General features: G+C 49.3%; 21 protein-coding genes. 14 read left to right on the forward strand and 7 right to left on the reverse strand.

Annotated features, from left to right (window positions below):
* Positions 1-18 precede the first annotated feature (18 nt).
* Complete coding sequence (locus J6600_RS18240) at positions 19-609, reverse strand: DNA-3-methyladenine glycosylase (RefSeq protein WP_014419216.1); 591 nt, start codon at positions 607-609, stop codon at positions 19-21.
* Between the two features lie 242 nt (positions 610-851).
* On the opposite strand from J6600_RS18240, the gene J6600_RS18245 reads away from it, so the two are divergent.
* From J6600_RS18245 to katX, 13 genes are all read left to right on the forward strand, one after another.
* A complete protein-coding gene (locus tag J6600_RS18245; RefSeq protein WP_245207621.1) occupies positions 852-1850 on the forward strand; it encodes a FecCD family ABC transporter permease in 999 nt (332 codons plus the stop codon).
* Positions 1851-2864, forward strand: coding sequence for a FecCD family ABC transporter permease (locus tag J6600_RS18250; protein WP_209387725.1), 1014 nt, complete (start codon positions 1851-1853; stop codon positions 2862-2864).
* Between the two features lie 16 nt (positions 2865-2880).
* Positions 2881-3777: an ABC transporter substrate-binding protein gene (locus J6600_RS18255; RefSeq protein ID WP_095271094.1), complete on the forward strand. Its 897-nt coding sequence runs from the start codon at positions 2881-2883 to the stop codon at positions 3775-3777.
* 102 nt (positions 3778-3879) lie between these two features.
* A complete protein-coding gene (locus tag J6600_RS18260) occupies positions 3880-4230 on the forward strand; it encodes an ArsR/SmtB family transcription factor (protein ID WP_209387726.1) in 351 nt (116 codons plus the stop codon).
* A gap of 13 nt (positions 4231-4243) precedes the next feature.
* Positions 4244-5542, forward strand: coding sequence for an arsenic transporter (locus J6600_RS18265; protein ID WP_202735176.1), 1299 nt, complete (start codon positions 4244-4246; stop codon positions 5540-5542).
* Between the two features lie 153 nt (positions 5543-5695).
* On the forward strand, positions 5696-6007 hold the full coding sequence (locus tag J6600_RS18270) for a PTS sugar transporter subunit IIB (protein WP_007614670.1): 312 nt from the start codon (positions 5696-5698) through the stop codon (positions 6005-6007).
* Positions 6008-6021: 14 nt separating this feature from the next.
* On the forward strand, positions 6022-6339 hold the full coding sequence (locus J6600_RS18275) for a PTS lactose/cellobiose transporter subunit IIA (RefSeq protein ID WP_209387727.1): 318 nt from the start codon (positions 6022-6024) through the stop codon (positions 6337-6339).
* An 18-nt stretch (positions 6340-6357) separates the two neighbouring features.
* Positions 6358-7677, forward strand: a complete 1320-nt coding sequence (celB, locus tag J6600_RS18280; protein WP_209387728.1) for a PTS cellobiose transporter subunit IIC — start codon at positions 6358-6360, stop codon at positions 7675-7677.
* 29 nt (positions 7678-7706) lie between these two features.
* Positions 7707-9107 (forward strand): glycoside hydrolase family 1 protein, encoded by a 1401-nt coding sequence (locus J6600_RS18285; protein ID WP_209387729.1) that lies wholly within the window; start codon positions 7707-7709, stop codon positions 9105-9107.
* A 19-nt stretch (positions 9108-9126) separates the two neighbouring features.
* A complete protein-coding gene (locus tag J6600_RS18290; protein ID WP_209387730.1) occupies positions 9127-10008 on the forward strand; it encodes an ROK family protein in 882 nt (293 codons plus the stop codon).
* Positions 10005-10949, forward strand: coding sequence for a mannose-6-phosphate isomerase, class I (manA, locus tag J6600_RS18295; RefSeq protein ID WP_209387731.1), 945 nt, complete (start codon positions 10005-10007; stop codon positions 10947-10949). Before J6600_RS18290 ends, manA begins: the two co-directional genes overlap by 4 nt.
* Before the next feature lie 19 nt (positions 10950-10968).
* A complete protein-coding gene (locus tag J6600_RS18300) occupies positions 10969-12051 on the forward strand; it encodes a glycosyl hydrolase (RefSeq protein WP_209387732.1) in 1083 nt (360 codons plus the stop codon).
* Positions 12052-12128: 77 nt separating this feature from the next.
* The gene (katX, locus tag J6600_RS18305) at positions 12129-13742 is read left to right on the forward strand and encodes a catalase KatX (RefSeq protein WP_022553975.1); all 1614 of its coding nucleotides are present in this window, start codon (positions 12129-12131) and stop codon (positions 13740-13742) included.
* 38 nt (positions 13743-13780) lie between these two features.
* Here katX and J6600_RS18310 read toward each other — a convergent pair whose 3' ends face one another.
* Positions 13781-14767: a choloylglycine hydrolase family protein gene (locus tag J6600_RS18310; protein WP_014419228.1), complete on the reverse strand. Its 987-nt coding sequence runs from the start codon at positions 14765-14767 to the stop codon at positions 13781-13783.
* 316 nt (positions 14768-15083) lie between these two features.
* Between J6600_RS18310 and J6600_RS18315 the strand changes: the two genes are divergently transcribed.
* A complete protein-coding gene (locus tag J6600_RS18315; RefSeq protein ID WP_014419229.1) occupies positions 15084-16442 on the forward strand; it encodes a purine-cytosine permease family protein in 1359 nt (452 codons plus the stop codon).
* 13 nt (positions 16443-16455) lie between these two features.
* On the opposite strand, the gene J6600_RS18320 is transcribed toward J6600_RS18315, so the two are convergent.
* The 5 genes from J6600_RS18320 to J6600_RS18340 form a co-directional block, all read right to left on the reverse strand.
* Positions 16456-17286 (reverse strand): NAD(P)H-hydrate dehydratase, encoded by an 831-nt coding sequence (locus J6600_RS18320; protein WP_209387733.1) that lies wholly within the window; start codon positions 17284-17286, stop codon positions 16456-16458.
* Between the two features lie 91 nt (positions 17287-17377).
* Positions 17378-19108, reverse strand: a complete 1731-nt coding sequence (gene cydC, locus J6600_RS18325; RefSeq protein WP_209387734.1) for a thiol reductant ABC exporter subunit CydC — start codon at positions 19106-19108, stop codon at positions 17378-17380.
* On the reverse strand, positions 19105-20808 hold the full coding sequence (gene cydD, locus J6600_RS18330; RefSeq protein ID WP_209387735.1) for a thiol reductant ABC exporter subunit CydD: 1704 nt from the start codon (positions 20806-20808) through the stop codon (positions 19105-19107). Before cydD ends, cydC begins: the two co-directional genes overlap by 4 nt.
* Complete coding sequence (cydB, locus tag J6600_RS18335) at positions 20808-21824, reverse strand: cytochrome d ubiquinol oxidase subunit II (protein WP_014722010.1); 1017 nt, start codon at positions 21822-21824, stop codon at positions 20808-20810. Before cydB ends, cydD begins: the two co-directional genes overlap by 1 nt.
* Positions 21808-23214: a cytochrome ubiquinol oxidase subunit I gene (locus J6600_RS18340; protein WP_007614697.1), complete on the reverse strand. Its 1407-nt coding sequence runs from the start codon at positions 23212-23214 to the stop codon at positions 21808-21810. Before J6600_RS18340 ends, cydB begins: the two co-directional genes overlap by 17 nt.
* Between the last annotated feature and the right edge of the window lie 117 nt (positions 23215-23331).

A 23331-nucleotide genomic window follows, 5' to 3' on the forward strand; every position in this document is an offset into this window, starting at 1 on the left:
CAGCGTTTATAAACATGGTCAGCGTGAGACATACCGGTTCCCCGTCACCCAATAGCGCCACGGATAATCCCGGGCTTCTCCGCTGTTGTCAATCCCGATTCTCGGGCCTGTTGATATATGCTCAGGCGTAAAGCCCTCCGTAATATACAGCGGCGGTTCCGTGATCATGCCGCCGTAGTCGTTCATTGAAATGCCCATCGCCTTCGTCAGTTTTCCCGGGCCGTTTGTCCGCTCTCTCGGGGGTCTGCCCGGTCTCCTGCTCTCCATCAGGAACTGTCCTTCATGAGGCTCCGCCGCCCTGATTAACACGGCCTGCGGAATGCCGATGTCCGCGGCGACGACGTTCATTAATGTATGAGTGTGCATGACGTATGTATAAATGCGGCCCGCCTCATGGAACATAATTTCCGTCCGTTTCGTGCGCCGGTTGCCGAAGCTGTGCGCCGCCCGGTCATCCGCTCCCATATAAGCTTCCGTTTCCACGATAAAACCTGAAGCCGTTCCCTCGTCCGTCTCCTTCACCAAGAGACAGCCGAGCAATAAAGGGGCAAGCTCCACTGACGGTCTCTGGTAAAATTCAATCGGCAAAGGCTTTCGTTCTCCCGCCATTTGCCTCCCTCCTTTCTGAATATAGCGATTTCCTCTTTCACGTTTTTCACTTCTTTTTTACAATATAAACATGAGAGAAAAAAAGGACATCATTGTTGAACGCTCTATTGCGTTTTGAAAATCAGCTCGGTATAATATGATGGTTCAAATGAAAATGATTCTCATATTCAATAAATACCGGACAATGATCATAAAAGTAGGTGAATTGATTTTTGAGCGATTCTGTCACGTCCGCAAACCGTCTGATCAGCATCTTAAAAAACGGGGTTTTCTTCCTGATCGCGGTGATCGGGCTGCTTGTATCTATTTTTTTCGCCGTCTCATTCGGCGCGAAAGACATTACTTTACATACGGTTTGGTCGGCTGTTGCTGATTACAATCCGAACATAACGGGCCAGCAGATCATTCATGAATTGCGTCTTCCGAGGGTGCTCGGGGCGGCCGTTACAGGAGCCGCTTTTGCCGCAGCCGGCGCCCTCATGCAGGGTGTCACGAGAAACCCGCTTGCCGATTCGGGTGTCTTAGGCGTAAACGCGGGCGCCATGTTTGTTGTTGCGCTCAGCTTTGCTTTTTTCCCTCATTTGTCATACGCCCTGCTGATGGTGATGTCATTTTTGGGAGCACTGGCAAGCACCGGCTTGATTTTCTTTATCAGTGCGGCGGGAAAAGGCAGCATGACACCTTTAAAGGTGACGCTTGCCGGGGCGGTCGTGGCCGCTCTTTTACATTCACTCAGTACCGGTGTGGCGATTTATTACGATTTAAGCCAGGATTTGGCCTTCTGGTACGCCGGCGGGGTGTCAGGGATCAAGTGGGCTCATTTACAAGTCCTTGTTCCCGTGATTGCGGTCTTCATCATTCTCGCGACATTCATGGGCCGGTCCGTCACCCTTCTCTCAATGGGAAATGACGTGGCGGCGAATTTAGGGGTGAACACGGCGCTGACGCGTGCCGCCGGATTAATGACCGCCGTCGTTCTTGCCGGTGTGTCTGTTTCCGCTGCCGGCGCGATCGGCTTTGTAGGGCTGGTCATTCCCCATATCGCGCGAAAGATCGTCGGCGTTACGTACAGGCTGATTATTCCGATGTCCGCATTACTCGGCGCGATTCTTTTGATTTTGGCTGACCTGGCCTCACGCACGGTCAGTCCCCCGAGAGAATTGGCAATAGGCATTATGGTCGCACTTGTCGGTGTCCCTTTCTTTCTTTATATTGCCCGCAAGGAAGGGAGAGACTTATAAATGAAAGTGCAGAAAGAAACAAAAAAAGCGGCGGCGGCAGGACTCATTCTGCTGGTCATCGCCGTTTGCATGATTCTGATCGGGCTGCATACGGGTTCATTCCGGCTTTCTCCTCTCACCGTGGGAAAAACGCTGTTCGGATACGGCACGTTTCAAAGCACAACCGTTTTATTCGATTACCGGCTTCCCCGGATTCTGGTGACGATGCTGGCCGGCATCGGTTTAGGAGTGTCGGGCGCTATTTTGCAGGGTGTATCCCGAAATCCGCTTGCCGATCCGGGCATTCTCGGACTGCATGCCGGCGCGTCCTTCGGTTTGATGATGTATATCACATTCTTTCATTCCCTGGAGGCGCAGGCGTCGATGTTCATCCCGCTGTTTACGTTTGCGGGCGGAACACTCGCCGCCCTGCTGATCGTAGTGCTTACGTACGACAGGCTGAACGGTTTTTTAACGATCCGCATGCTGTTAGTCGGGATCGCCGTTTCCGCGGGCTTCAGCGCCGTTACATTGTTTATGTCGCTGCGCCTGAATGAAGAAACTTATACATTCGCTTCCCGCTGGCTGGTGGGAAACGTCTGGGGCAGGGATTGGATTCACGTGTGGTCGCTATTGCCCTGGATCGGCATTCTCGCACCGCTTGCATGGCTGAACGCCCGCTCTTTGAATGTTTTAATGCTCGGTGACCAGGCAGCCGCGGGGCTCGGCGCACACGTGCAGAGAAAAAGGATCATGCTGATCGCCATAGCGGTCGGCTTGTCTTGCGCGAGCGTCGCGATGGCCGGCGGAATCGGCTTTATCGGCTTTGCCGCCCCTCACTTGGCAAGACGGCTCGTCGGCACCATGCATCAGCATATTATTCCGATTGCGGGATTAATCGGACTTGTCATTCTTGTCGCGGCAGACACCATCGGCCGGTCTTTGTTTCAGCCGAACGCCATTCCGGCCGGCGTGGTTGCGGCAGCCATCGGCGCGCCGTATTTTCTCTATCTCGTCATGAAAATCAAATCATAAAACAAGGAGTATTCCCATGAAAAAAATAATTGCGCTCATCAGTTTCATGTGTATTTTCTTACTGGCTGCCTGCCAATCCGATTCAACACAGCCGGAGTCAAAAAAGAAATCCGGCGATCATAAAATCGCTTCGATGTCCATTCACCTGACAAATGATCTGCTGGCTCTCGGCGTTACACCTGCCGGTTCCGTCGTGGGCGGAGAATTAAAAGATTTTCTCCCTCATGTGAAAAATCAGCTGAAAGACACGAAAAAACTCGGACCTGCCTCAGATCCGGATATGGAAGCTTTACTTGAGCTGAATCCTGACAACATTTATCTTGATAAAGAATTTGCGGGAAAAGATGTGTCAAAATACAAGAAAATCGGAAACACACACGTTTTCGACCTTGATAAAGGCACATGGCGCGATCATTTAAAGGACATCGGAAAAATCGTCAAGCGTGAAAAAGAAGCGAAAACATTTATTCAGGATTACGAAGATGAAACAAAACAAGTCAGATCCATGATGAATAAGGAATTAGGGAAAAACGCCAAAGTCATGGCGATCCGCGTGAACGCAAAAGAGCTTCGCGTCTTCAGCACACGCCGCCCGATGGGACCGATTCTGTTTGACGATCTGAAGCTGAAACCGGCTGACGGCATTAAAGAAATGAACACCTCCCGCCCTTATGAAGTCATTTCTCAAGAAGTGCTGCCTGATTACAACGCAGATGCGATTTTCGTCGTCGTTAACAGAGACGACAAGTCACAGCAAGCCTATAAAGAATTGCAAAAAAGCGCTGTATGGAAAGGGCTGAAGGCCGTGAAAGCAAACCACGTCTATAAAATTGCCGATCAGCCTTGGCTTGATTATTCAGCACTGGGAAATAAATTAGCAATGGATGAAGCGAAAAAACTGTTCCAAAAATAAACATGAGCCGGTTTTGCAAAAAGTGCAAGGCCGGCTTTTTTATATTGTCGTTTACTTATATAAACAACCGCTTATATAATAGTGTGAAAAAGGAGTGAGCGCATGGAACGGCGGCATCATGCTTTAAGTTCCGGAGGGATCAGTCAGTGCCTCAAGCTTCTAAGCGACCCGACGAGGCTTTTGATGCTGAAGCTTCTGGAGAATAAGGAATATTGTGTCTGCGAGCTGACGGCCATTTTTGATATAAGTCAGCCCGGCATCAGCCAGCACTTGCGGAAATTAAAGAACGCCGGCCTTGTGCGGGAAAGACGCGAGGGCCAGTGGCGGTACTATGCCATTCATCCGTCCGGTCCGGAATACGCGCTGGTTTGCTCGATTCTGCAGCAGATAGATGAAAAGGACGAAGTTTTACAGACATTGCGGCAAAAAGAAGTCACTGTTACATGCCGGTAAGGGGGATATATTCTTGGGAGTTGCGGTTTTATCAGCGCTGATTTTTGTGCTGACACTTGTGTTTGTCATATGGCAGCCAAAACATGTATCAATCGGCTGGTCTGCCTGCGGCGGAGCGGTCCTCGCTTTGATCGCCGGAGCAGTCAGCCTGCACGATATCGCGGAAGTGACGGGAATCGTCTGGAATGCGACACTTGCCTTTATCGCCATTATTATCATTTCATTGATTCTTGACAGTATCGGTTTTTTTGAGTGGGCCGCGCTGCATATGGCCATGGCGGCCAAAGGCAGCGGGCTGCGGATGTTTCTCTATGTGTCGGTCTTAGGAGCTGTTGTCTCCGCCCTGTTTGCCAATGACGGAGCGGCGCTCATTTTGACGCCGATCGTACTGGCGATGGTGCGGGCTTTGAATTTATCTGAAAAGCTGGTTTTTCCGTTTATTATCGCCGGAGGATTCATCGCCGACACCACCTCGCTTCCGCTCGTTGTAAGCAATTTGGTCAATATTGTATCCGCGGATTACTTTCATATCGGATACATTGAATATGCATCACGCATGCTGGTGCCCAACCTTTTTTCCCTGGCGGCAAGCATTTTGGTGCTGTATCTCTATTTCAGAAAAAACATTCCGAAACGGTATGACACCGGTCTTGTGAAACATCCGGCATCCGCGATTAAGGATGAACGCCTTTTCCGGTTATCGTGGGCTGTGCTGGCCGTTTTATTGATCGGATATTTCGTCAGCGAACTGCTGTCGATACCCGTTTCCTTCGTTGCCGGCTCCATCGCGGTCATTTTTCTCATTCTGGCGCAGCGAAGCCCCGCCGTCCCTGCAAAACAAGTCATCAAGGACGCCCCGTGGGCCATCGTGTTTTTTTCTGTCGGCATGTATGTTGTCGTGTACGGCTTGCGGAATGCCGGACTGACGGATTTTCTTTCTCAGCTTATTCAGAAAGCGGCGGATCACGGACTGTTTGCGGGCACACTCGGGATGGGGTTTATCGCTGCGATCCTCTCCTCCGTTATGAATAACCTGCCGACGGTGATGATTGACGCCATAGCCATCAGCGGAACGGACACTCACGGGCTGATGAGAGAAGCATTGATTTACGCGAATGTTATCGGTTCGGACCTCGGGCCGAAAATCACGCCGATCGGATCGCTGGCGACATTGTTATGGCTCCACGTGCTGAGCCGGAAAAACGTGAAAATTTCCTGGGGAATGTATTTCAAGACAGGTCTGATATTAACCATTCCGACGTTATTCATCACCCTGATCGGACTTTATTTATGGCTGTTATGGCTCGCTTGAGATGAAAAACCTTTTAAGTTGAATCTTAAAAGGTTTTTTTGTGTCAAAAATCCGAAAAGTAAAACTTTTATATTTTAAAAGTATAGACATTTAATTTCAAAAGATTATAATATTCATGAAAACGTTTTAACTTTATGAAAGAAGGGATTCCTCATGAAAAGAATTTTATTAGCCTGCAGCTCAGGCATGTCCACCAGCCTTCTTGTTACGAAAATGCAGAATTACGCCCGCTCCATCGGTGAGGAAGCCGAGATTTGGGCAGTCGGACAGGATAAAGCAAAAGAAGCGATGAAAGATGCAGACGTCGTACTGATCGGCCCGCAGATGAGCTTTTTAAAAGGTGAGCTTCAGAAAGAGGCGGACCCGCTTCACATCACCGTTGATGTGATTGACATGATGGCTTACGGCATGGGAGACGGCAAAAAAGCATACGAACAGGCCGTTGCCTTGATTGAGAACAAATAAAGGAGGCGATAAGCATGGAAACGTACACGGATGAACAGATCAGTTTTCAGCTGATTCTTCACAGCGGCAATGCCCGCAGCTGTATTATTCAATCGATACGCGCTTATAAAGACGGCCGGCCAGATGAGTCAGACACCTTTCTGACAAAGGCTGAAGAAGAACTGGGGAAAGCGCACGACATCCATTTTCAGATGATTCAAAAAGAAGCCGGCGGCGCCAAGATGGATGTCTCCCTGCTTTTTATGCATGCCGAAGACCACTTAATGTCAGCGCTCTCAATGAAAGAGCTGGTTAAAGAAATGCTCGACTTATTTCAATCAAAGAATTTATAAAAAGCCGGGGGTGAAGACGTGTTTGAGAAAATCAGCCAATTCCTTGTTCCGATCGCGGGCAAATTAAACAATAACCGCTACTTGCAAGTCTTACGGGATGCTTTTATGCTGGCGTTTCCGCTGACCATTTTCGGTTCGGTGTTCGTCGTGCTGACGAACCTGCCGTTTTTAAACAAAATCATGAGCAGCTCCGCACTGTCTGTCTTTCAATCCGGATTTAGCGGCGCTTCGACAGCGACGATGGGGATCATGTCCATTTTTGTCGTCTTCGGGATCGGCTATTACCTTTCCAAAAGCTACGATGTGGAGGCCGTATTCGGCGGAGCGATCGCATTGGTTTCTTTTCTGCTGCTCACCCCGTTCGTCTTAGAGCCGGAAACGGGCAAAGCGGTCGCAGGCGTCATTCCGGTTGACCGGCTTGGAGCAAAAGGGATGTTTCTCGGCATGATTACCGCGTTTTTGTCAGGTGAAATCTACAGAAGAATCGTCCAGAGAAACTTAACGATTAAGATGCCTGCCGGTGTTCCTCCGGCTGTTGCTAAATCGTTCGCCGCATTGATTCCGGCTTTTATCACGCTTACCGTCTTCCTCTTGATCAATGCGGCTGTCACCCAGATCTTTCACACCAATCTGCATGATGTCATTTATCATACGGTTCAAGCCCCGCTTGTCGGACTTGGAAGCGGCATCATTCCTACATTAATCGCTGTTTTCTTTATTCAGATTTTATGGTTTTTCGGACTTCACGGACAAATCATTATCAATTCCGTGATGGACCCGATTTGGAATACATTACAGGTCGAAAATTTGGCTGCGTATACAGCGGGAAAAGAGATTCCCCATATTATTTCTAAGCCGTTTATGGAGATTTACACCGTCGGAATGGGCGGAACCGGAATGACATTGGCCATAGTGATCGCCATCTTGCTTTTTATGAAAAGCAAACAGATGAAACAGATATCCAAACTCGGTCTCGCGCCGGGCATTTTCAACGTCAATGAGCCGGTTATTTTCGGTTTGCCGATTGTGATGAACCCGATCATTATCATTCCGTGGGTCATCGCGCCGATGGTTGTCACCCTTGTCACCTACCTGGCCATGTCGGCGGGGATCGTGCCCCCTCCTACCGGCGTGACCGTGCCTTGGACCGTCCCCCTATTCATTAACGGGATTATGGCGACCAATTCCGTCATGGGCGGCATTATGCAGCTGGTCAACCTCTGTATTGTGTTTGTCATCTGGTTCCCGTTTCTTAAAGCGCTGGACAAATTAAACATGGCAAAGGAAAAAGAAGCTGAGACCGAGCAGCATGCCCGGGATGACAGCATGAGTATGTAATCAAAATCGCAGTAAGGGAGAGAAATCAATTGACTGAATCAAATATTCAATATCGTTTTCCGGAAGGATTCTGGTGGGGGTCTTCCGCCTCCGCCACCCAAACAGAAGGCGCCGCTGACAGAGACGGAAAAAGCCAAAACATATGGGATTACTGGTATGAAAAAGAGCCGAGCCGTTTTTTTAACGGCGTCGGCCCCGGCGACACGTCACGTTTTTACGATCAATACAAGGAGGATATCCGGCTGATGAAAGAAATCGGCCACAACTCCTTCCGGCTGTCTATTTCCTGGTCAAGATTGATTCCGGACGGAACTGGCGAGGTCAATCAGAAAGCGGTCGCGTTTTATCAGGACGTCATCGATGAAATGCTTGCCCATCACATTGAGCCGTTTGTCAATTTGTTTCACTTTGACATGCCGCTCGTCCTTCAGCGTAAGGGGGGCTGGGTCAGCCGGAACACCGTTGACGCATTTGAACATTACGCCAAAACCTGCTTTTCGCTATTCGGTGACAAGGTGAAAAAATGGTTCACTCACAACGAGCCGATTGTGCCGATTGAAGGCGGCTACTTATACGACTTTCACTACCCGAATCACGTTAATTTTCAAGAAGCAGTGCAGGCCGGCTTCCATACCCTGCTGTCGAATGCAAGGGCTGTCAAAGCCTACAGAGAATTGAAACAGGACGGACAAATCGGAATCATTCTGAATCTGACGCCTTCTTATCCGAGAAGCTCACATCCTGAAGATCTGAAAGCGTCCCGGATTGCCGACGCCTTTTTCAACCGCTCATTTTTAGATCCCGCCGTAAGGGGCGAATTTCCTGAGGAGCTTGTCGAGATTCTCAAGGCGGAAGGCTTTCTGCCGCATTATGAGAAAGAAGATCTCCGCCTCATTCAGGAGCATACGGTTGACCTCTTAGGAGTGAACTACTACCAGCCGAGGCGCGTCAAGGCAAAAGAACATGTTCCGAATCCGCATGCCCCTTTCCTGCCCGAGCGTTTCTTCGATCCGTATGTCATGCCCGGCCGTAAAATGAACCCTCACCGCGGGTGGGAAATTTACGAAAAAGGAATCTACGACATTCTCACAAATCTCAGAGAACATTACGGAAATATCGAGTGTTTTATTTCTGAGAACGGCATGGGAGTAGAAGGCGAGGAACGCTTCCGCGATGAAAACGGCATCATTCAGGATGATTACAGGATTGAATTTATCCAGGAACATCTGAAATGGGTGCATCGGGCCATCGGAGAAGGTTCAAATGTAAAAGGCTATCACCTGTGGACTTTCATGGACAACTGGTCTTGGACAAATGCTTATAAAAACCGCTACGGCTTTGTATCTGTCAATCTGGAAAACGGGGGCGAACGGACCGTCAAAAAAAGCGGCCGCTGGTTCAAAGCCGTTTCCGATCAAAACGGATTTTAACAGATGAGGAGGGACGGCCATGCTTGGAGGTATTGAAGCCGGCGGCACGAAATTTGTCTGTGCCGCCGGACAAAGAGACGGCACCATTCTGGACAGAGCAGAGTTTCCGACGGGAGAACCGGATGACACACTCAGACAGGTGATCCGTTACTTTAAAGATTTCCCGATAGACGCCATCGGCATCGGGTCGTTCGGGCCGATTGATATCCGTCCCGACAGTCAAACATACGGGTGCATCACCGCGACGCCGAAGACAGCCTGGCGGAACTGCCCTATTCTTCAAACGATCAAAAGCGCTCTTGATATTCCCGCAGGCTTCACCACCGACGTTAATGCGGCGGCGCTCGGAGAAGCTTCTTTCGGCGCGGCCAAAAACGCGGACAGCTGCCTCTATTTGACGGTCGGCACAGGCATCGGCGCGGGCGCCATTATGAACGGAAGATTTGTTCAAGGGCTGTCTCATCCTGAAATGGGTCACATTTACGTCAGAAGACATCCGGACGACGGCTACAAAGGCAATTGCCCTTACCATACAGATTGCCTGGAAGGCCTCGCGGCAGGCCCCGCCATTGAGAAACGCTGGGGGAAAAAAGCAGTTCTGCTCACGGATCAGCAGGAAGTGTGGGAGCTTGAGGGCTATTATATTGCCGAAGCGCTTGTGCAGTATATTCTCATACTTTCGCCGGAAAAGATTATTCTCGGCGGAGGCGTCATGAAGCAGCGGCAGCTGTTCTCTTCTATCCGTCAGCACGTGAAAAAGCGGCTGAATCAATATATTGATCTGCCCGACATTGAAAACCGCATCGTCCCCCCTCAATTAGGCATTCACTCCGGAGCGGCCGGTTCGCTCGTATTGGCGGAGCGCGCATTAAAGGCGGCAAACCGGGAGGCGGGAAAATGACGAAACTCTTATTTTTGGAACCGGTTTTTAAAGAAAGATTATGGGGCGGGACGAAGCTGCGCGATACATTCGGGTATGAGATTCCTTCTGAGCGGACGGGAGAGTGCTGGGCGATTTCAGCTCATCCGCACGGCACATCCATCGTGCGGAACGGGCCTTTTTCCGGAACATCATTACATCGTCTCTGGAATGAACACCCTGACCTGTTCGGACATCCGAAAGAAGAAGCCTTTCCCCTGCTCACAAAAATTCTCGACGCAAATATGGACTTATCCGTACAGGTTCATCCGGATGACGTATATGCACATCGGCATGAAAACGGAGAACTCGGAAAAACGGAATGCTGGTACATATTGGACTGCAAAAAAGAGGCGGAGCTCATTTTAGGGCACCGCGCCCAAACGAAAGAAGACTTCGTTCGGCTCATTGAACGAAACGAGTGGGATCACCTGCTCCGCCGCATCCCCATTAAGCCCGGCGACTTTTTCTATGTCCCGAGCGGCACACTGCACGCTTTATGTGAAGGTACGCTCGTTCTTGAAATCCAGCAAAGCTCTGATGCCACCTACCGGCTTTACGACTATGACCGGACGGATGGGAACGGGAATAAACGCGAGCTTCATCTTCAGAAAGCAATTGACGTAACAGGCATTCCGCATACCGATGAAAATGTAAAAAGCACAAAGCATCGGATCGGAAATGCTCTTATTACAACACTTGCCGAAACACCTTTCTTTTCAGTTTATCAATGGGATGTGAGCGGGAAAGCATCATTCCCCGCACCCGGCCGTTATTTACTCGCAAGCGTCATTAAAGGACGCGGAGAACTGGATGGATGCCCCATTCACAAAGGCGATCACTTTATCGTGCCGGCGGATTCCGGAGATTTTGTTATAGAAGGAGATTGTGAGGTTATCGTTTCACATCCTTCATCATCCTAAAAATCAGGAGGTCTTTTATATGCTCAAAAAGTTAGCAGTCTGCCTGTCTATCGTTTTATTACTCTTAGGAGCCGCCAGTCCGATATCGGCTCACACCGTTTATCCCGTAAACCCAAATGCCCAGCAGACGACAAAAGATATCATGAACTGGCTGGCGCACCTGCCCAACCGTTCAGAAAACAGGGTCATGTCCGGTGCGTTCGGCGGGTACAGCGATGTCACTTTTTCAATGACAGAGGAAAACCGCTTGAAAAACGCGACGGGACAGTCTCCCGCCATCTACGGCTGTGACTATGGGAGAGGATGGCTTGAAACAGCGGATATCACCGATACTATCGATTACAGCTGCAACAGCAGCTTAATCTCATACTGGAAAAGCGGCGGCCTCCCTCAGGTCAGCCTGCATCTCGCAAATCCGGCTTTTCCATCCGGAAACTATAAAACGGCCATCTCAAACAGCCAGTACAAAAACATCCTGGACCCTTCAACTGTTGAAGGAAAACGGCTTGAGGCGCTGCTCAGCAAAATCGCCGACGGCCTTACTCAGCTGAAAAATCAAGGCGTCACCGTTCTGTTCAGGCCGCTTCACGAAATGAACGGCGAGTGGTTCTGGTGGGGGCTGACAGGCTACAACCAAAAAGACACGGAAAGAATCTCGCTGTACAAAGAGCTTTACAAGAAGATATACCGCTATATGACAGAGACAAGAGGATTGGATAACCTTTTGTGGGTGTATTCGCCGGATGCCAACAGAGACTTTAAAACAGACTTCTACCCAGGCTCATCTTATGTGGATATTACCGGTCTGGACGCTTACTTCACTGATCCGTATGCGATATCAGGCTATGATGAAATGCTGTCTCTGCAAAAACCGTTTGCCTTTGCCGAAACCGGTCCGTCCGGCAATATCGGAAGCTTTGATTATGCTGCATTTATCAATGCGATCAGGCAAAAATACCCCGAGACCACGTACTTTTTGACATGGGATGAACAATTAAGTCCGGCGGCCAATCAAGGCGCGCAAAGCCTTTATCAAAACAGCTGGACGCTGAACAAGGGCGAAATATGGAACGACGGGTCCTTGACGCCGATCGCGGAATAACCGCTTCTTTTGAAAATCGGTTTTAAAAAACGGCTCTGCTGGGCATATTGTTACCGTTCAAAAAGGAGGGTTCAACAATGGAAAATAACAAAAACAGCGAAGAAACGCTTTCCAGTAAGACGACCGGTAAAGGCGAGTCAGAAGACACGCTGACAAACCGGCAGGGCCATCCGGTCACTGACAACCAGAATGTCAGGACAGTCGGCAATAGAGGACCGACGACATTGGAGAATTATGATTTTTTGGAGAAAATCAGCCACTTTGACCGCGAACGGATTCCCGAGCGCGTCGTTCACGCGCGCGGCGCCGGCGCACACGGATACTTTGAGGCGTACGGAAGTTTTGGAGACGAGGAGATTTCTAAATACACAAGAGCGAAAGTGTTTCAAAAGAAAGGAACGAAAACTCCGGCGTTTGTGCGGTTTTCTACCGTCAACCACGGAAAGCATTCCCCGGAAACATTGCGTGATCCCCGGGGTTTTGCCGTTAAGCTTTATACCGAAGACGGCAACTGGGATCTGGTCGGCAACAACTTGAAAATCTTTTTTATCCGTGATCCGCTGAAGTTCCCGGATCTTGTGCACGCATTTCAGCCTGATCCCGTTACGAACATTCAGGACGGCGAGCGTATTTTCGACTTCATTTCCCAATCACCCGAAGCGACTCATATGATCACTTTCTTGTTTTCGCCGTGGGGCATCCCGGCCAACTACCGGCAGATGCAGGGCTCAGGCGTCCATGCCTACAAATGGGTCAATGAAGAAGGAAAAGCCGTGCTCGTCAAATATCACTTTGAACCGAAACAAGGCATCCGCAACCTGACACAGAAGGAAGCGGAAGAGATTCAGGGGAAAAACTTTAACCATGCGACACAGGATTTGTATGAAGCGATTGAAAAAGGCGATTACCCTGAATGGGAAGTGTATGCGCAAATCATGACTGATGACGAACACCCCGAGCTGGATTTTGATCCGCTTGATCCGACCAAGCTGTGGTATAAAGACGATTTTCCTTGGAAGCCGATCGGTAAATTGGTTCTGAACAAAAACCCGGAAAACTACCATGCCGAGGTGGAACAGGCCTCATTCGGAACGGGCGTGCTTGTGGACGGCCTTGATTTTTCAGATGACAAATTACTTCAGGGGCGGACATTCGCCTATTCAGATACCCAGCGGTACCGGGTCGGCGCAAATTACCTGCAGCTTCCGATCAACTCGCCGAAAAAGCATGTCGCCACCAACCAGGAAGGCGGGCAAATGCAGTATCGGGTCGATCGGGCAGAAGGACAAAACCCGCACGTCAACTATGAGCCGTCCATTATGGGAGGACTCAACGAAGCAAAGCAGGATGGGAAAGACCATACACCTCATGTCGAAGGCGATGTAAAGCGGGAAGCGATCGACCGGTCGAATAATTTCGGCCAAGCCGGAGAAACATACCGCAGATTTTCGGAATTTGAACGGAACGAATTGATCACAAACTTGGTCAATACGCTTTCTTCCTGCCGGAAAGACATTCAGGATCAAATGATTGAGAATTTCACAAAAGCTGATCCGGACTACGGAAAACGTGTTGCGGAAGGGCTGAAAAAGGTTTCCGAAAACAACAGCAACGGGCCGATCGGCACTACTGATACGGAACAGGCTGCAAAGCAGGCTGAACAGGAAAGCCATCCGTCTGATCCGTATTAAATAAAAAAACAGGACAATCGCGTCCTGTTTTTTTTGGGCTAATTCAGCTCCTGTATATTCTGCTCCGCCGCGGCCGCAAATACTTTCGGCTCCGGACGTTCAAGATCTTCATGGAATAAACTTACTTTGTGAATCTGCCGGTTGTCGTACAGATGAAAGTAGTAGTTACCGCTGTCACAGCACATGACCGACGTATACTGCGTATAATCAATTTCATTCTCCTCTGTGATCACCGCGCCTTTTGGAATATTCACATTGGACAGCACGTGAAAAGCGGCCGTAACGCCATCCGTTTCATGAGCGGCAGGCTCTAAATGCTCTTTCAGATAAGCGGCTCTGATGAATCGGGATGGCGGCGTGTAATCACCGGGAAGCCCGATCGTTCCAGATCCTTGGCCGAAAGCGGTTAATGTCATTCCGCCCAATGTTTTGCTTTCTGACTGCTGCGGCCTGATTCCGATATAATGGCGCAGATTGGTCACATGCCAAGGAAATTCCGGACTGTTGGTCATCACTCCGGGTTTGTTGTCATATACTTTCATTCCCTCCGGTGTCGGCTCGATGACAATGCAGCCGCCCGTGCGGTCTGATAAAATCCAATGAAGAGGCAGCACCGTATCCAATAACATTAACTTCTTCTCTACAATCGTCAGCATTGAGAGCTTTTCCTTTATGTCTTCAAGAGATTCACAGTTTGATAAGGCCCAGGTGACAAACTCATGAGGAGCGATGTGACAGGTGCCCTCCCGTTCCGCTTTCTCGTATCCCGCAAAGCCCGGAAAATACAGCGTCGCACACGACAGCCCTTTTTCATTTACGCCGTCGGCAAACAGAACATTGCCGAGATTTCTCCCCATGCCGATAAATGCGTATTTCGTCTTATGCATCCTGCCGTCAGCTTCGCTTTTCCAGCTGTACTGACGAGGGTAAAGCACGACGTCCGTACCGAGCTGAAATGCAAAATCCATCGTTCGCGCCAATAGGTGATTACCGTCTGTCGTTTTCAATGTAAGACTTGTACACATATCATCAATCCCCTTTTCATTAATGAAATTTACACAAAGTAAACTATTCTTTCAGCTTAACGAATAATGGCTCCATTCGTCAAAAGATTGACACATTTCTCCTTAATACATATTAGTCCGTAAGCATATCCATGCCTTTTAAACCCTGGCAAATCGTTTTGGCGGCAGTGTTTGTTCCGTTTTCCAAAAAAACTTTTGAACGGCTGTCAGCGAGGCTTTACAATGTTTTTCCTGCATGCTGGAATTTGTAAACGGCAGGTCAATCTGTTAAGCTATGTTTTTATGTTAAAGAAGAACATACGGAGGAGATTATCTATTGAAAGTAGAAAGGCGAACGATTGAACATATTCCGCATGACGAAAGACACGGAAAGGCTAAAGATTTATTCCCCGTCTGGTTCGGGGCTAATATGCATATTACGACGTTAGTCACAGGCACACTGCCCGTTACAATGGGACTCGATCTCTTTTGGAGTATCGCCGCCATTATTATCGGAACCTTTATCGGCGCAATCTTTATGGCGTCTCATTCCGCACAAGGACCTCAGCTCGGAATTCCGCAAATGATTCAAAGCCGCGCGCAGTTCGGCGTGATCGGAGCGATTCTGCCCCTCTTTTTGGTCATGTTTATCTACCTGGGCTTCTTTGCGAGCAGTACGATTCTCGCAGCCGGTACACTGAGCAGCTTTGTACCGATTCCGGCTTCATGGTGTATTATCGGCTTAAGCGCCATCTGTTTTTTACTCACGATCTACGGTCATGATCTGATTCACAAAATGCAGAAAATCCTCTCTTGGACCTCCTTTGCCGTTTTTTTTGCTGCAACGATTCTTATTTTTCAACTGCCGATTCCTTCAGGAAGCTGGGTGCCCGGCTCATTAGACCTGCCTGTTTTCCTAGTGGCGGTCAGCGCGGTGGCCACATGGCAGCTGGCATATGCGCCATATGTCGCAGATTATTCCCGTTATCTGCCGGTCAAAACACCGGCATCGCATACCTTTTGGTACAGCTACGCAGGTACGTCAGTCAGTTCCATCTGGATGATGCTTCTCGGCGCCATTTTGACGACGGCGCTCCCGGAATTTACCGCTAATGCGGGAAATGAGATTGTCCGATTGTTCGGTCCGTTTTCCTTTATTATGCTGATCATTGTCCTGTTCGGACAAATGGCGATCAACGTCTTTAATTTATACGGAGCCTTTATGTCAACCACGACTACTTTGGAGCCGTTTTTAAAACTGAAGGTGACGCCGAAAACGAGAGTGGTAATGATCCTTTGTGTGACGGCAGCGGGTACTGTATTAAGTCTCTTGGGCCAAAGCAATTTCATGGAACTGTTTTTAAATTTCATCTTTTTCATCAGTTATTTCTTAATTCCATGGACGGCGATCAACCTCGTGGATTACTATTTTATCCGCCGCGGAAAATACCACGTCAAATCGATGTTTGACGTCAACGGGCAATACGGCAGGGTCAATTGGATTACAGCGGCCGCCTTCGTTTTGTCGATTATATTAGAAATCCCGTTCATCAATACATCCTTTTACATCGGGCCGCTCGCTGAAATATTCGGCGGAGGCGACATTGCCTGGGTCATCGGCCTGGCCGTTCCGTCGCTGCTGTATTATGTCCTGATGAAATCAAGGGTAAAACAAAAAGAGGCGCCTTCCCTATGAAGACGCCTTTTCTTTATTCATATTCCTTCCATACACGCGGCAGCAGTTCAGAAAGTTCGTGCGCCAATAAGGTATGAGCGGAGCGCTCTTTCGTCCATAATTCCGCACATTCGCCGTGAAGGCGGACGGCGTTCAATACGGCATGCTTCGGGTCTTGATGACAGCACAGCATGCCGAGAATCATTCCCGTCAGCGTGTCGCCGGTCCCGCCTTTTGCAAGCGCGCCGTTTCCGGTTGTATTCCTGCGGCATTCCCCGTCGGGAAAAGCGATAATGGTTTCGTTTCCTTTCAGGACAATCGTGGCATGAAGCCGCTCCGCCCATTCCGCGGCATATCCCGCTCTGTTCTGCTGAATCTCTTGAATCGGAAGGCCTGTCATTCTGGAAAATTCGCCGGGATGAGGCGTCAAGATCACGGGGGCTTTCCTCTTTGGATAGGTTCTTTTCGTAATGGCGCCCGCGTCCAGTATGACGGGATAATCGGCAGAAAGCAGCTGATCAGCCGCCTGCTGCACTTCGTCTGTTTGAGGAAGGCCCGGCCCGATGGCAGCGGCCCGGATGGTTTCCCCGGGCTGGCCCGCCGCGGCTTTTTTCCAGCCGTCCCGCCAGTACGTCGCTTCCGGCAGCACCGGGACGATAAGCGGAATGACGCCTGCCGATGTACCGATGACGAGCTTGCCGACACCGCTTCTCATCGCGCCCAATCCGGCCAGAAGGGCGGCTCCCGGCATGTCATCGCTCCCGGCCAGCAATAACGCCGTCCCGAACGTTCCTTTATGGCTGTCTGCCTCCCGTTGCGGCAGCGTATCTTTCACATCCTGTTCCGTCCAATCCATTATATTCATCTCTGTACCTCCTCTTCTGTCTCCTATTTATATTCCAAACAAGAAGAGATTTTAAACCGCACAAAAAAAACAGCCGCTCGTTTGCGGCTGTTTATGTTCTGATCGGAACATCAAGACGGTAAAGCTTCCGGTACCGTTCGTTTTCTGCAAGCAGCTCTTGATGGTTTCCTTCCATTTCTGCTTTTCCATTTTCTAAAAAGACGATTTTATCAGCTGTTTCCACACCCGCTAAATGGTGTGTAATCCAGAGGATCGTTTTCTCTTTAAAGACATCAAAAATCGTATCAAGCAATTCGCGTTCAGTGACCGCATCAAGGCCGACCGTCGGTTCATCAAGGATAATGACCGGCGTATCTTGGAGCAGAATACGGGCAAGCGCGATCCGCTGCCGTTCCCCGCCTGAGAAACGAATTCCCGTCTCCTGCACGGACGTTTCATATCCGTCAGGCAGTGATTCAATATAATCATGCAGCTTCACTTGCCGCGCCGCACGCTTAACATCTTCATCACTCGCCTTGCCGTTTCCGAGCCGGATATTGTTCATAATGCTCGTGTTAAAGAGATGAGGTTTCTGATTCAAAACGGCCACCGCTGAGGAAATCTGCTCCTGCACGGCCGCAGTTTCCAGCCCGTTCAGCATCACTTTGCCCGAATCGGGAACTAAGGCGCCTTCAATTAAAGCGAGAGAGGTCGACTTACCGGAGCCGCTCCTGCCGAGCAGCGCCATTTTTTCACCTTGGCGGAGAGTGAAGGAAAAACGGTCAAGCACATGACTGTGCTGATCATAAGAAAACGTCACGTTATCAAATGTAAGTGTCACATCAGTTACATCCAGTTTCTCATCTGTCTGCTTCACCTCACGACTTCGCAGCTCCGGAGCCGCCTTACTCATTCTTTTGATGGAATTCTGATAAGAAGGCACTTCCGTCAGCGCATCCGAAAGGGGCAGAAACGCCTCCGTCAATGGAAATACGACAAGCACAAAGGCCGCGATCATCGTGTTGGCGATGCTGCCGTCCGCATACTGACCCGCCGTCCAGAACAGCATGATCAATATAAAGCCGCCGACAAGGCATTGCGCGGCGAGATCACGCCATCTCGTAAACCGCTGACGTTTGCTTTCAAGGTCAAACCATGCCTTCTCTTTCTCTTCATAAGAGGAAATAAAGGCCGCCTGGCGTCCCGAAAACATCCAGTCGCTCACGCCGAGCACGGCATCTGTCAGCCGGCTGTAGAGCATATTCCGGCCGCTTTTCAGCCTCATGTTTTTCGCTCTCGTCACAAGAAGCGACACAACCGGAAACAATACAACCAATATAAACAGGTAAATCGCCGCAAAAGCGGCAAACGGCCAGGAAAAAAAGCCGAGTCCGATAACGGAGGCCGCATACAGCAGCAAAGCGGAAACCGCCGGGAAAATCGTTTTTAAAAACGCATCCTGCAAATGCTCAATATCCTCAGCCAAAATGCCGAGCATGTCGCCCGTCCGAAAACGGGATGAAAGCATGAGCGAGGCCGGCTCCAGCATATTGTAAAGCCGCACCCTCATGTCGGACACGATTTTCAAAATGATATGGTGCCCCGTCAGACGTTCGGCGTACCGTGAGACTGAACGGGCAATCCCGAAGGTGCGCACGGCCACAATCGGAACGTACACCAGCAGGATATTCTCAGGCCTGGTCGCCGACTTAGAGATCAAAAAACCGGAAGTGAACATGAGAAAGGCCGCCGAAAAAATCGTCACCGCGCCTAAAAAAATCACAAGAACAAACAAACGGGCATTTTGCTTCATATACGGCAGAATCCATTCTTCTTTTCTCATGTTCTTTCCCCCAGTTGCGCCTTTACAAGTTTGGCGTATACGCCTTGTTTCGCCATCAATTCGTCGTGGGTGCCGATTTCCGCCACCGCGCCGTCATTAAGCACGATAATTTCGTCCATCTCAAGCATCCAGTGAAGACGGTGAGTGGCCAGAAAAACAAGCTTGTTTTCAAACAGGTCTTTCATCGTTTCTTTTATTTCATATTCTGTTTCAATATCAAGGTGAGCGGTCGGCTCATCCAAAAGGAGAATCGGCCGGTTTCCTAAAAAGGCTCTGGCCAGCGCGACACGCTGAGCCTGTCCTCCGCTGAGCGCCCGTCCGCCCTCGCCGATCCGGCCGTCAAGGCCGCCGGGCAGATCACGGATCAGTCCGGAAAGACCCGCTGAATCAGCGGCGCGCGCCGTTTCCTCACGGGAAGCATCAGGATGATAAAACCGGATATTATTCAAAAGCGTGTCATCAAAAATGTACGGATGCTGCGGAATATAAAGCAGCTGCTTCTGCCAGCCGTCCGACTGCAGATGCGAGCGGGATTCACCGTTTACCTTGATCTCACCGGACGCAGGCTCTAAAAAGCCGCCCAGCACATCAATGAGTGTCGATTTTCCCGCACCGCTTTCCCCGATAATCCCGATTTTTTTCTTCCCTTTAAAGGACAGATGAAATTCAGACATCGATTCTCGGACGGACAAACGCGTAAGCTGTAATTCATCCCCGTCAGTCCACGTATCAAGTTTGAGCGGCTTTTCTTCTTTAAAACCGGGCTGCGCCAAAATCGCTTGAATGGTTTTCCCCGCCTCCTGCCCGTTTAACGTCGCGTGGTAATCATTTCCCACTTCGCGGACCGGGAGAAAATATTCAGGCGCGAGAATGAGCGCGGTCAGTGCCGGCCCGAGCAGAATTTGTCCGTCTATCAGCCGCAAGCCGAGAAACACCGCCACTGTCGCCACCGACAGCATCGTAAAGAAATCCAGGGCGAATGATGATAAAAACGCGACCCGGAGCGTGCTCATCGTCGCCTTACGGTATCTCTCACTGACATGAAAGATGTTTTTGCTGTGTGATTTGCTTAATCCTAAAAACCGCAATGTCTCCAGTCCGCGAAGCGAATCCACGAAATGATTGGAAAGCGTCTGATAGGACTTCCATTGGCGATCGGCTTTTTTCTGTGCGACAAGTCCGAGCAGAATCATAAATACAATCAAAATCGGAAGCGCAAGAATCAGAATCAATGCCGATGTTTTATCCTGAAAAAACACGTAAATAACAACGGCCGCCGGCACAATCGCCATGCTGACCATTTTCGGCAGAAACAGCTCTAAATAACGGCGGAACTGGCTGATGCCTTCCATCGCCAGCGTCACCATCCGGCCTGTTCCCTCTTTTTTCGCAAAGCGGGGGCCGAGACGGAACAATTGCTCAAGAAATCTTTTTCTTAAGTCTGCGCCGGTTTGTGCGGCATATTGGTACACGATTTTCTGCCGGACCGTTGTCACCGCATGCCGGACCAAAAACGCAAGCAGGAAAAAGCCGATAACCGGATAAAGAGAAGCAATCCGCTTCCCGTTAAATAATCCGGTTACCGCCTGGCTCAGCCATTCCGCCTGCAAGATGATGGCGGCCGTTTGTATAATCGTTAATCCCGTAATGATCGCAAGAATCCGCTTCATTCCTTTATAAAGAAACAGGTCTTTTCCCATTAATAAGTCATAGGCTCCTTATGGCTGACGCGTTTCCGGAAGACATAATAGCTCCAGATCTGACTGCCGATAACAAACGGCAGCAGAGTCAGTGCGACAATTGTCATGACCTTAAGTGAATAATCACCGGAAGACGCGTTAGCTACTGTTAAGTCATACGCGCTTTTCAGCGAGCTGACCATGACGCGCGGGAACAGAGAGATAAAAATCATCGCAACTGTCAAAGCAAGACCCGCGCCGGTCATACCGAATGCCCAGCCGTCTTTTTTCTTGCTCATGAACACAACGGCAAGAACGTTGCAGATGACAATCAGCACGAATACCGGAATCGTGATGTTTGCCCGGCGTGTAAACATATCCGTATCGTATGCAGACATCGCAAAGAAAGCAAGTACAACAAGAAAGATAACACCGATTACGCGTTTTGCCATTTTTCTCGCACGCTCTTGTAAATCACCGATCGTGCGCAGGGTGATAAACATTAAACCGTGCAGGAATGAAAGAAGGGTGACGGCTGCTCCGCCAAGAACGGAATACACGTTCACAATATCTGAAAAACCTGCGTGAATGTTCATATGTCCGTCAATCGGCACACCGCGGAACAAGCTTGTGAAAATAAGTCCGAATACAAATGGCGGGATAAGGCTGCCGAAGAAAATCACCCAGTCCCATGTTTTGACCCATTTCAGATTATTCACTTGGCCGCGGAATTCAAATGCCACGCCGCGCCCCATCAAAGCAAGAAGAATGATGATAAACGGAATGTAATATCCGCTCAGCATCGTCGCATACCAGTTCGGGAATGCCGCGAAGATCGCTCCCGTACCTGTGATAAGCCACACCTCATTCGCATCCCAGAACGGGCCGATGGTGTTAACCAGCACTCTGCGTTCTAATTCATTATGGCCAAGAAATCGGGTCGAAATGCCGACACCGAAATCAAAACCCTCTAAAAAGAAAAATCCGACAAACAAAACTGAAACGAGTATAAACCAAAGATCATGAAGTGACCCCATGGTAGACCTCCTGACTGAACGGATCCGTTGATACAGGAACATCCTTATGATCATCATGGTCCGCACCTTTTTTAATTTCACGAACGAATAGGAAAACAAGCAGCGCGCCTAAAATCAAGTACATGACGCCGAAGCTGATAATTGAAAACAGCAGAGATCCCGTCGTTACGTTAGGAGAAACGGATTGTGCGGTCGTCAATTGTCCCATGACCGTCCACGGCTGGCGGCCGATTTCAGTCATAATCCAACCGGCAGAGTTCGCAATGAATGGAAATGCGATCAGTGCGATCATGCCCCGTAAATACCACTTGCTCGTATGAAGCTTTTTGCGGCGGTTCAGAATAAAGCCGGCAATCGCGGCAAAAATCATAAGCGCGCCCGCTCCCGCCATAATGCGGAAACTCCAGAACGTCGTTTTAACAGGCGGGATATAGTCGCCTTTTCCGTACGTTTTTTCGTATTCTTTTTGAAGTGTTTTCATCCCTTTCACACTGCCGCTGAACTTCTGGTAAGCCAAGTAGCTGAGTGCGTAAGGAATTGAAATTTCTGATGTGTTTTTTTCTTTATTCGTATCAATATTCGCAAAAGCCGTCCACGCGGCAGGATCACCGCTGTCATCCCAAAGCGCTTCACTGGCAGCCATTTTCATCGGCTGCGATTCCATTAAATGCTCAGCCTGCATATGTCCGCTGAACGCAACGCCGATACCGGCGATCAGACCGACAATCATCGAAAGCTTGAAAGATTTATGGAAGAAAGGCACTTCTTTTTTCTTCAATAATTTAAATGCGCTGACACCGGCGATAAAGAAAGCACCCGTCGCAAGCGCCCCGAAAATGACGTGAGGGAATTCAACCCAAAGCTGAGGATTTGTCAAAAGCGCCCCGAAATCATTCATTTCCGCGCGGCCGTTTTTAATCGCAAAGCCGACCGGCTCCTGCATGAATGAGTTTGCCGTCAAAATCCAGAAAGATGACATAATCGTTCCGAAGGACACAAGCCAAATGCAAAGCAAATGCACTTTTTTAGATAAACGGTCCCAGCCGAAAATCCATAATCCGATAAAAATAGACTCCATAAAAAACGCCAAAAGCGCTTCAACCGCAAGCGGAGCTCCAAATACGTCTCCGACAAAACGGGAATAATCAGACCAGTTCAGACCGAACTGGAATTCCTGAAGAATCCCTGTGACGACGCCGACAGCGAAGTTAATTAAAAAGAGATGCCCCCAAAATTTAGCCATTTTGAGATAGGTCTCTTGTTTTTTGACAACATAAAGCGTCTCCATCAAAGCAACCATAAACACAAGCCCGATAGACAAAGGCACAAACAAGAAGTGAAACAATGTTGTAGATGCAAATTGAATGCGGGCTAATACCAACTCACTCATGATGTTTTTCCTCCAATCTGGTAAATTGCTCAACATTTCACAAACATAACGAGATCATTGCTCGGTATTTCACAAAAAATGATATATTTGCTCAATGTTTCACAAATTCGTCAAAAC

The sequence above is a fragment of the Bacillus sp. LJBV19 genome (genome assembly GCF_017797845.1).
Lineage (GTDB): Bacteria > Bacillota > Bacilli > Bacillales > Bacillaceae > Bacillus > Bacillus velezensis.

Bases quoted from the DNA above. Each gene is read 5' to 3' on its own strand.
- J6600_RS18240 (WP_014419216.1), bottom strand. From the start codon at position 609: ATGGCGGGAGAACGAAAGCCTTTGCCGATTGAATTTTACCAGAGACCG.
- J6600_RS18250 (WP_209387725.1), top strand. From the start codon at position 1,851: ATGAAAGTGCAGAAAGAAACAAAAAAAGCGGCGGCGGCAGGACTCATT.
- J6600_RS18255 (WP_095271094.1), top strand. From the start codon at position 2,881: ATGAAAAAAATAATTGCGCTCATCAGTTTCATGTGTATTTTCTTACTG.
- J6600_RS18260 (WP_209387726.1), top strand. From the start codon at position 3,880: ATGGAACGGCGGCATCATGCTTTAAGTTCCGGAGGGATCAGTCAGTGC.
- J6600_RS18270 (WP_007614670.1), top strand. From the start codon at position 5,696: ATGAAAAGAATTTTATTAGCCTGCAGCTCAGGCATGTCCACCAGCCTT.
- J6600_RS18275 (WP_209387727.1), top strand. From the start codon at position 6,022: ATGGAAACGTACACGGATGAACAGATCAGTTTTCAGCTGATTCTTCAC.
- J6600_RS18290 (WP_209387730.1), top strand. From the start codon at position 9,127: ATGCTTGGAGGTATTGAAGCCGGCGGCACGAAATTTGTCTGTGCCGCC.
- manA (WP_209387731.1), top strand. From the start codon at position 10,005: ATGACGAAACTCTTATTTTTGGAACCGGTTTTTAAAGAAAGATTATGG.
- J6600_RS18300 (WP_209387732.1), top strand. From the start codon at position 10,969: ATGCTCAAAAAGTTAGCAGTCTGCCTGTCTATCGTTTTATTACTCTTA.
- katX (WP_022553975.1), top strand. From the start codon at position 12,129: ATGGAAAATAACAAAAACAGCGAAGAAACGCTTTCCAGTAAGACGACC.
- J6600_RS18310 (WP_014419228.1), bottom strand. From the start codon at position 14,767: ATGTGTACAAGTCTTACATTGAAAACGACAGACGGTAATCACCTATTG.
- J6600_RS18320 (WP_209387733.1), bottom strand. From the start codon at position 17,286: ATGAATATAATGGATTGGACGGAACAGGATGTGAAAGATACGCTGCCG.
- cydC (WP_209387734.1), bottom strand. From the start codon at position 19,108: ATGAGAAAAGAAGAATGGATTCTGCCGTATATGAAGCAAAATGCCCGT.
- cydD (WP_209387735.1), bottom strand. From the start codon at position 20,808: ATGGGAAAAGACCTGTTTCTTTATAAAGGAATGAAGCGGATTCTTGCG.
- cydB (WP_014722010.1), bottom strand. From the start codon at position 21,824: ATGGGGTCACTTCATGATCTTTGGTTTATACTCGTTTCAGTTTTGTTT.
- J6600_RS18340 (WP_007614697.1), bottom strand. From the start codon at position 23,214: ATGAGTGAGTTGGTATTAGCCCGCATTCAATTTGCATCTACAACATTG.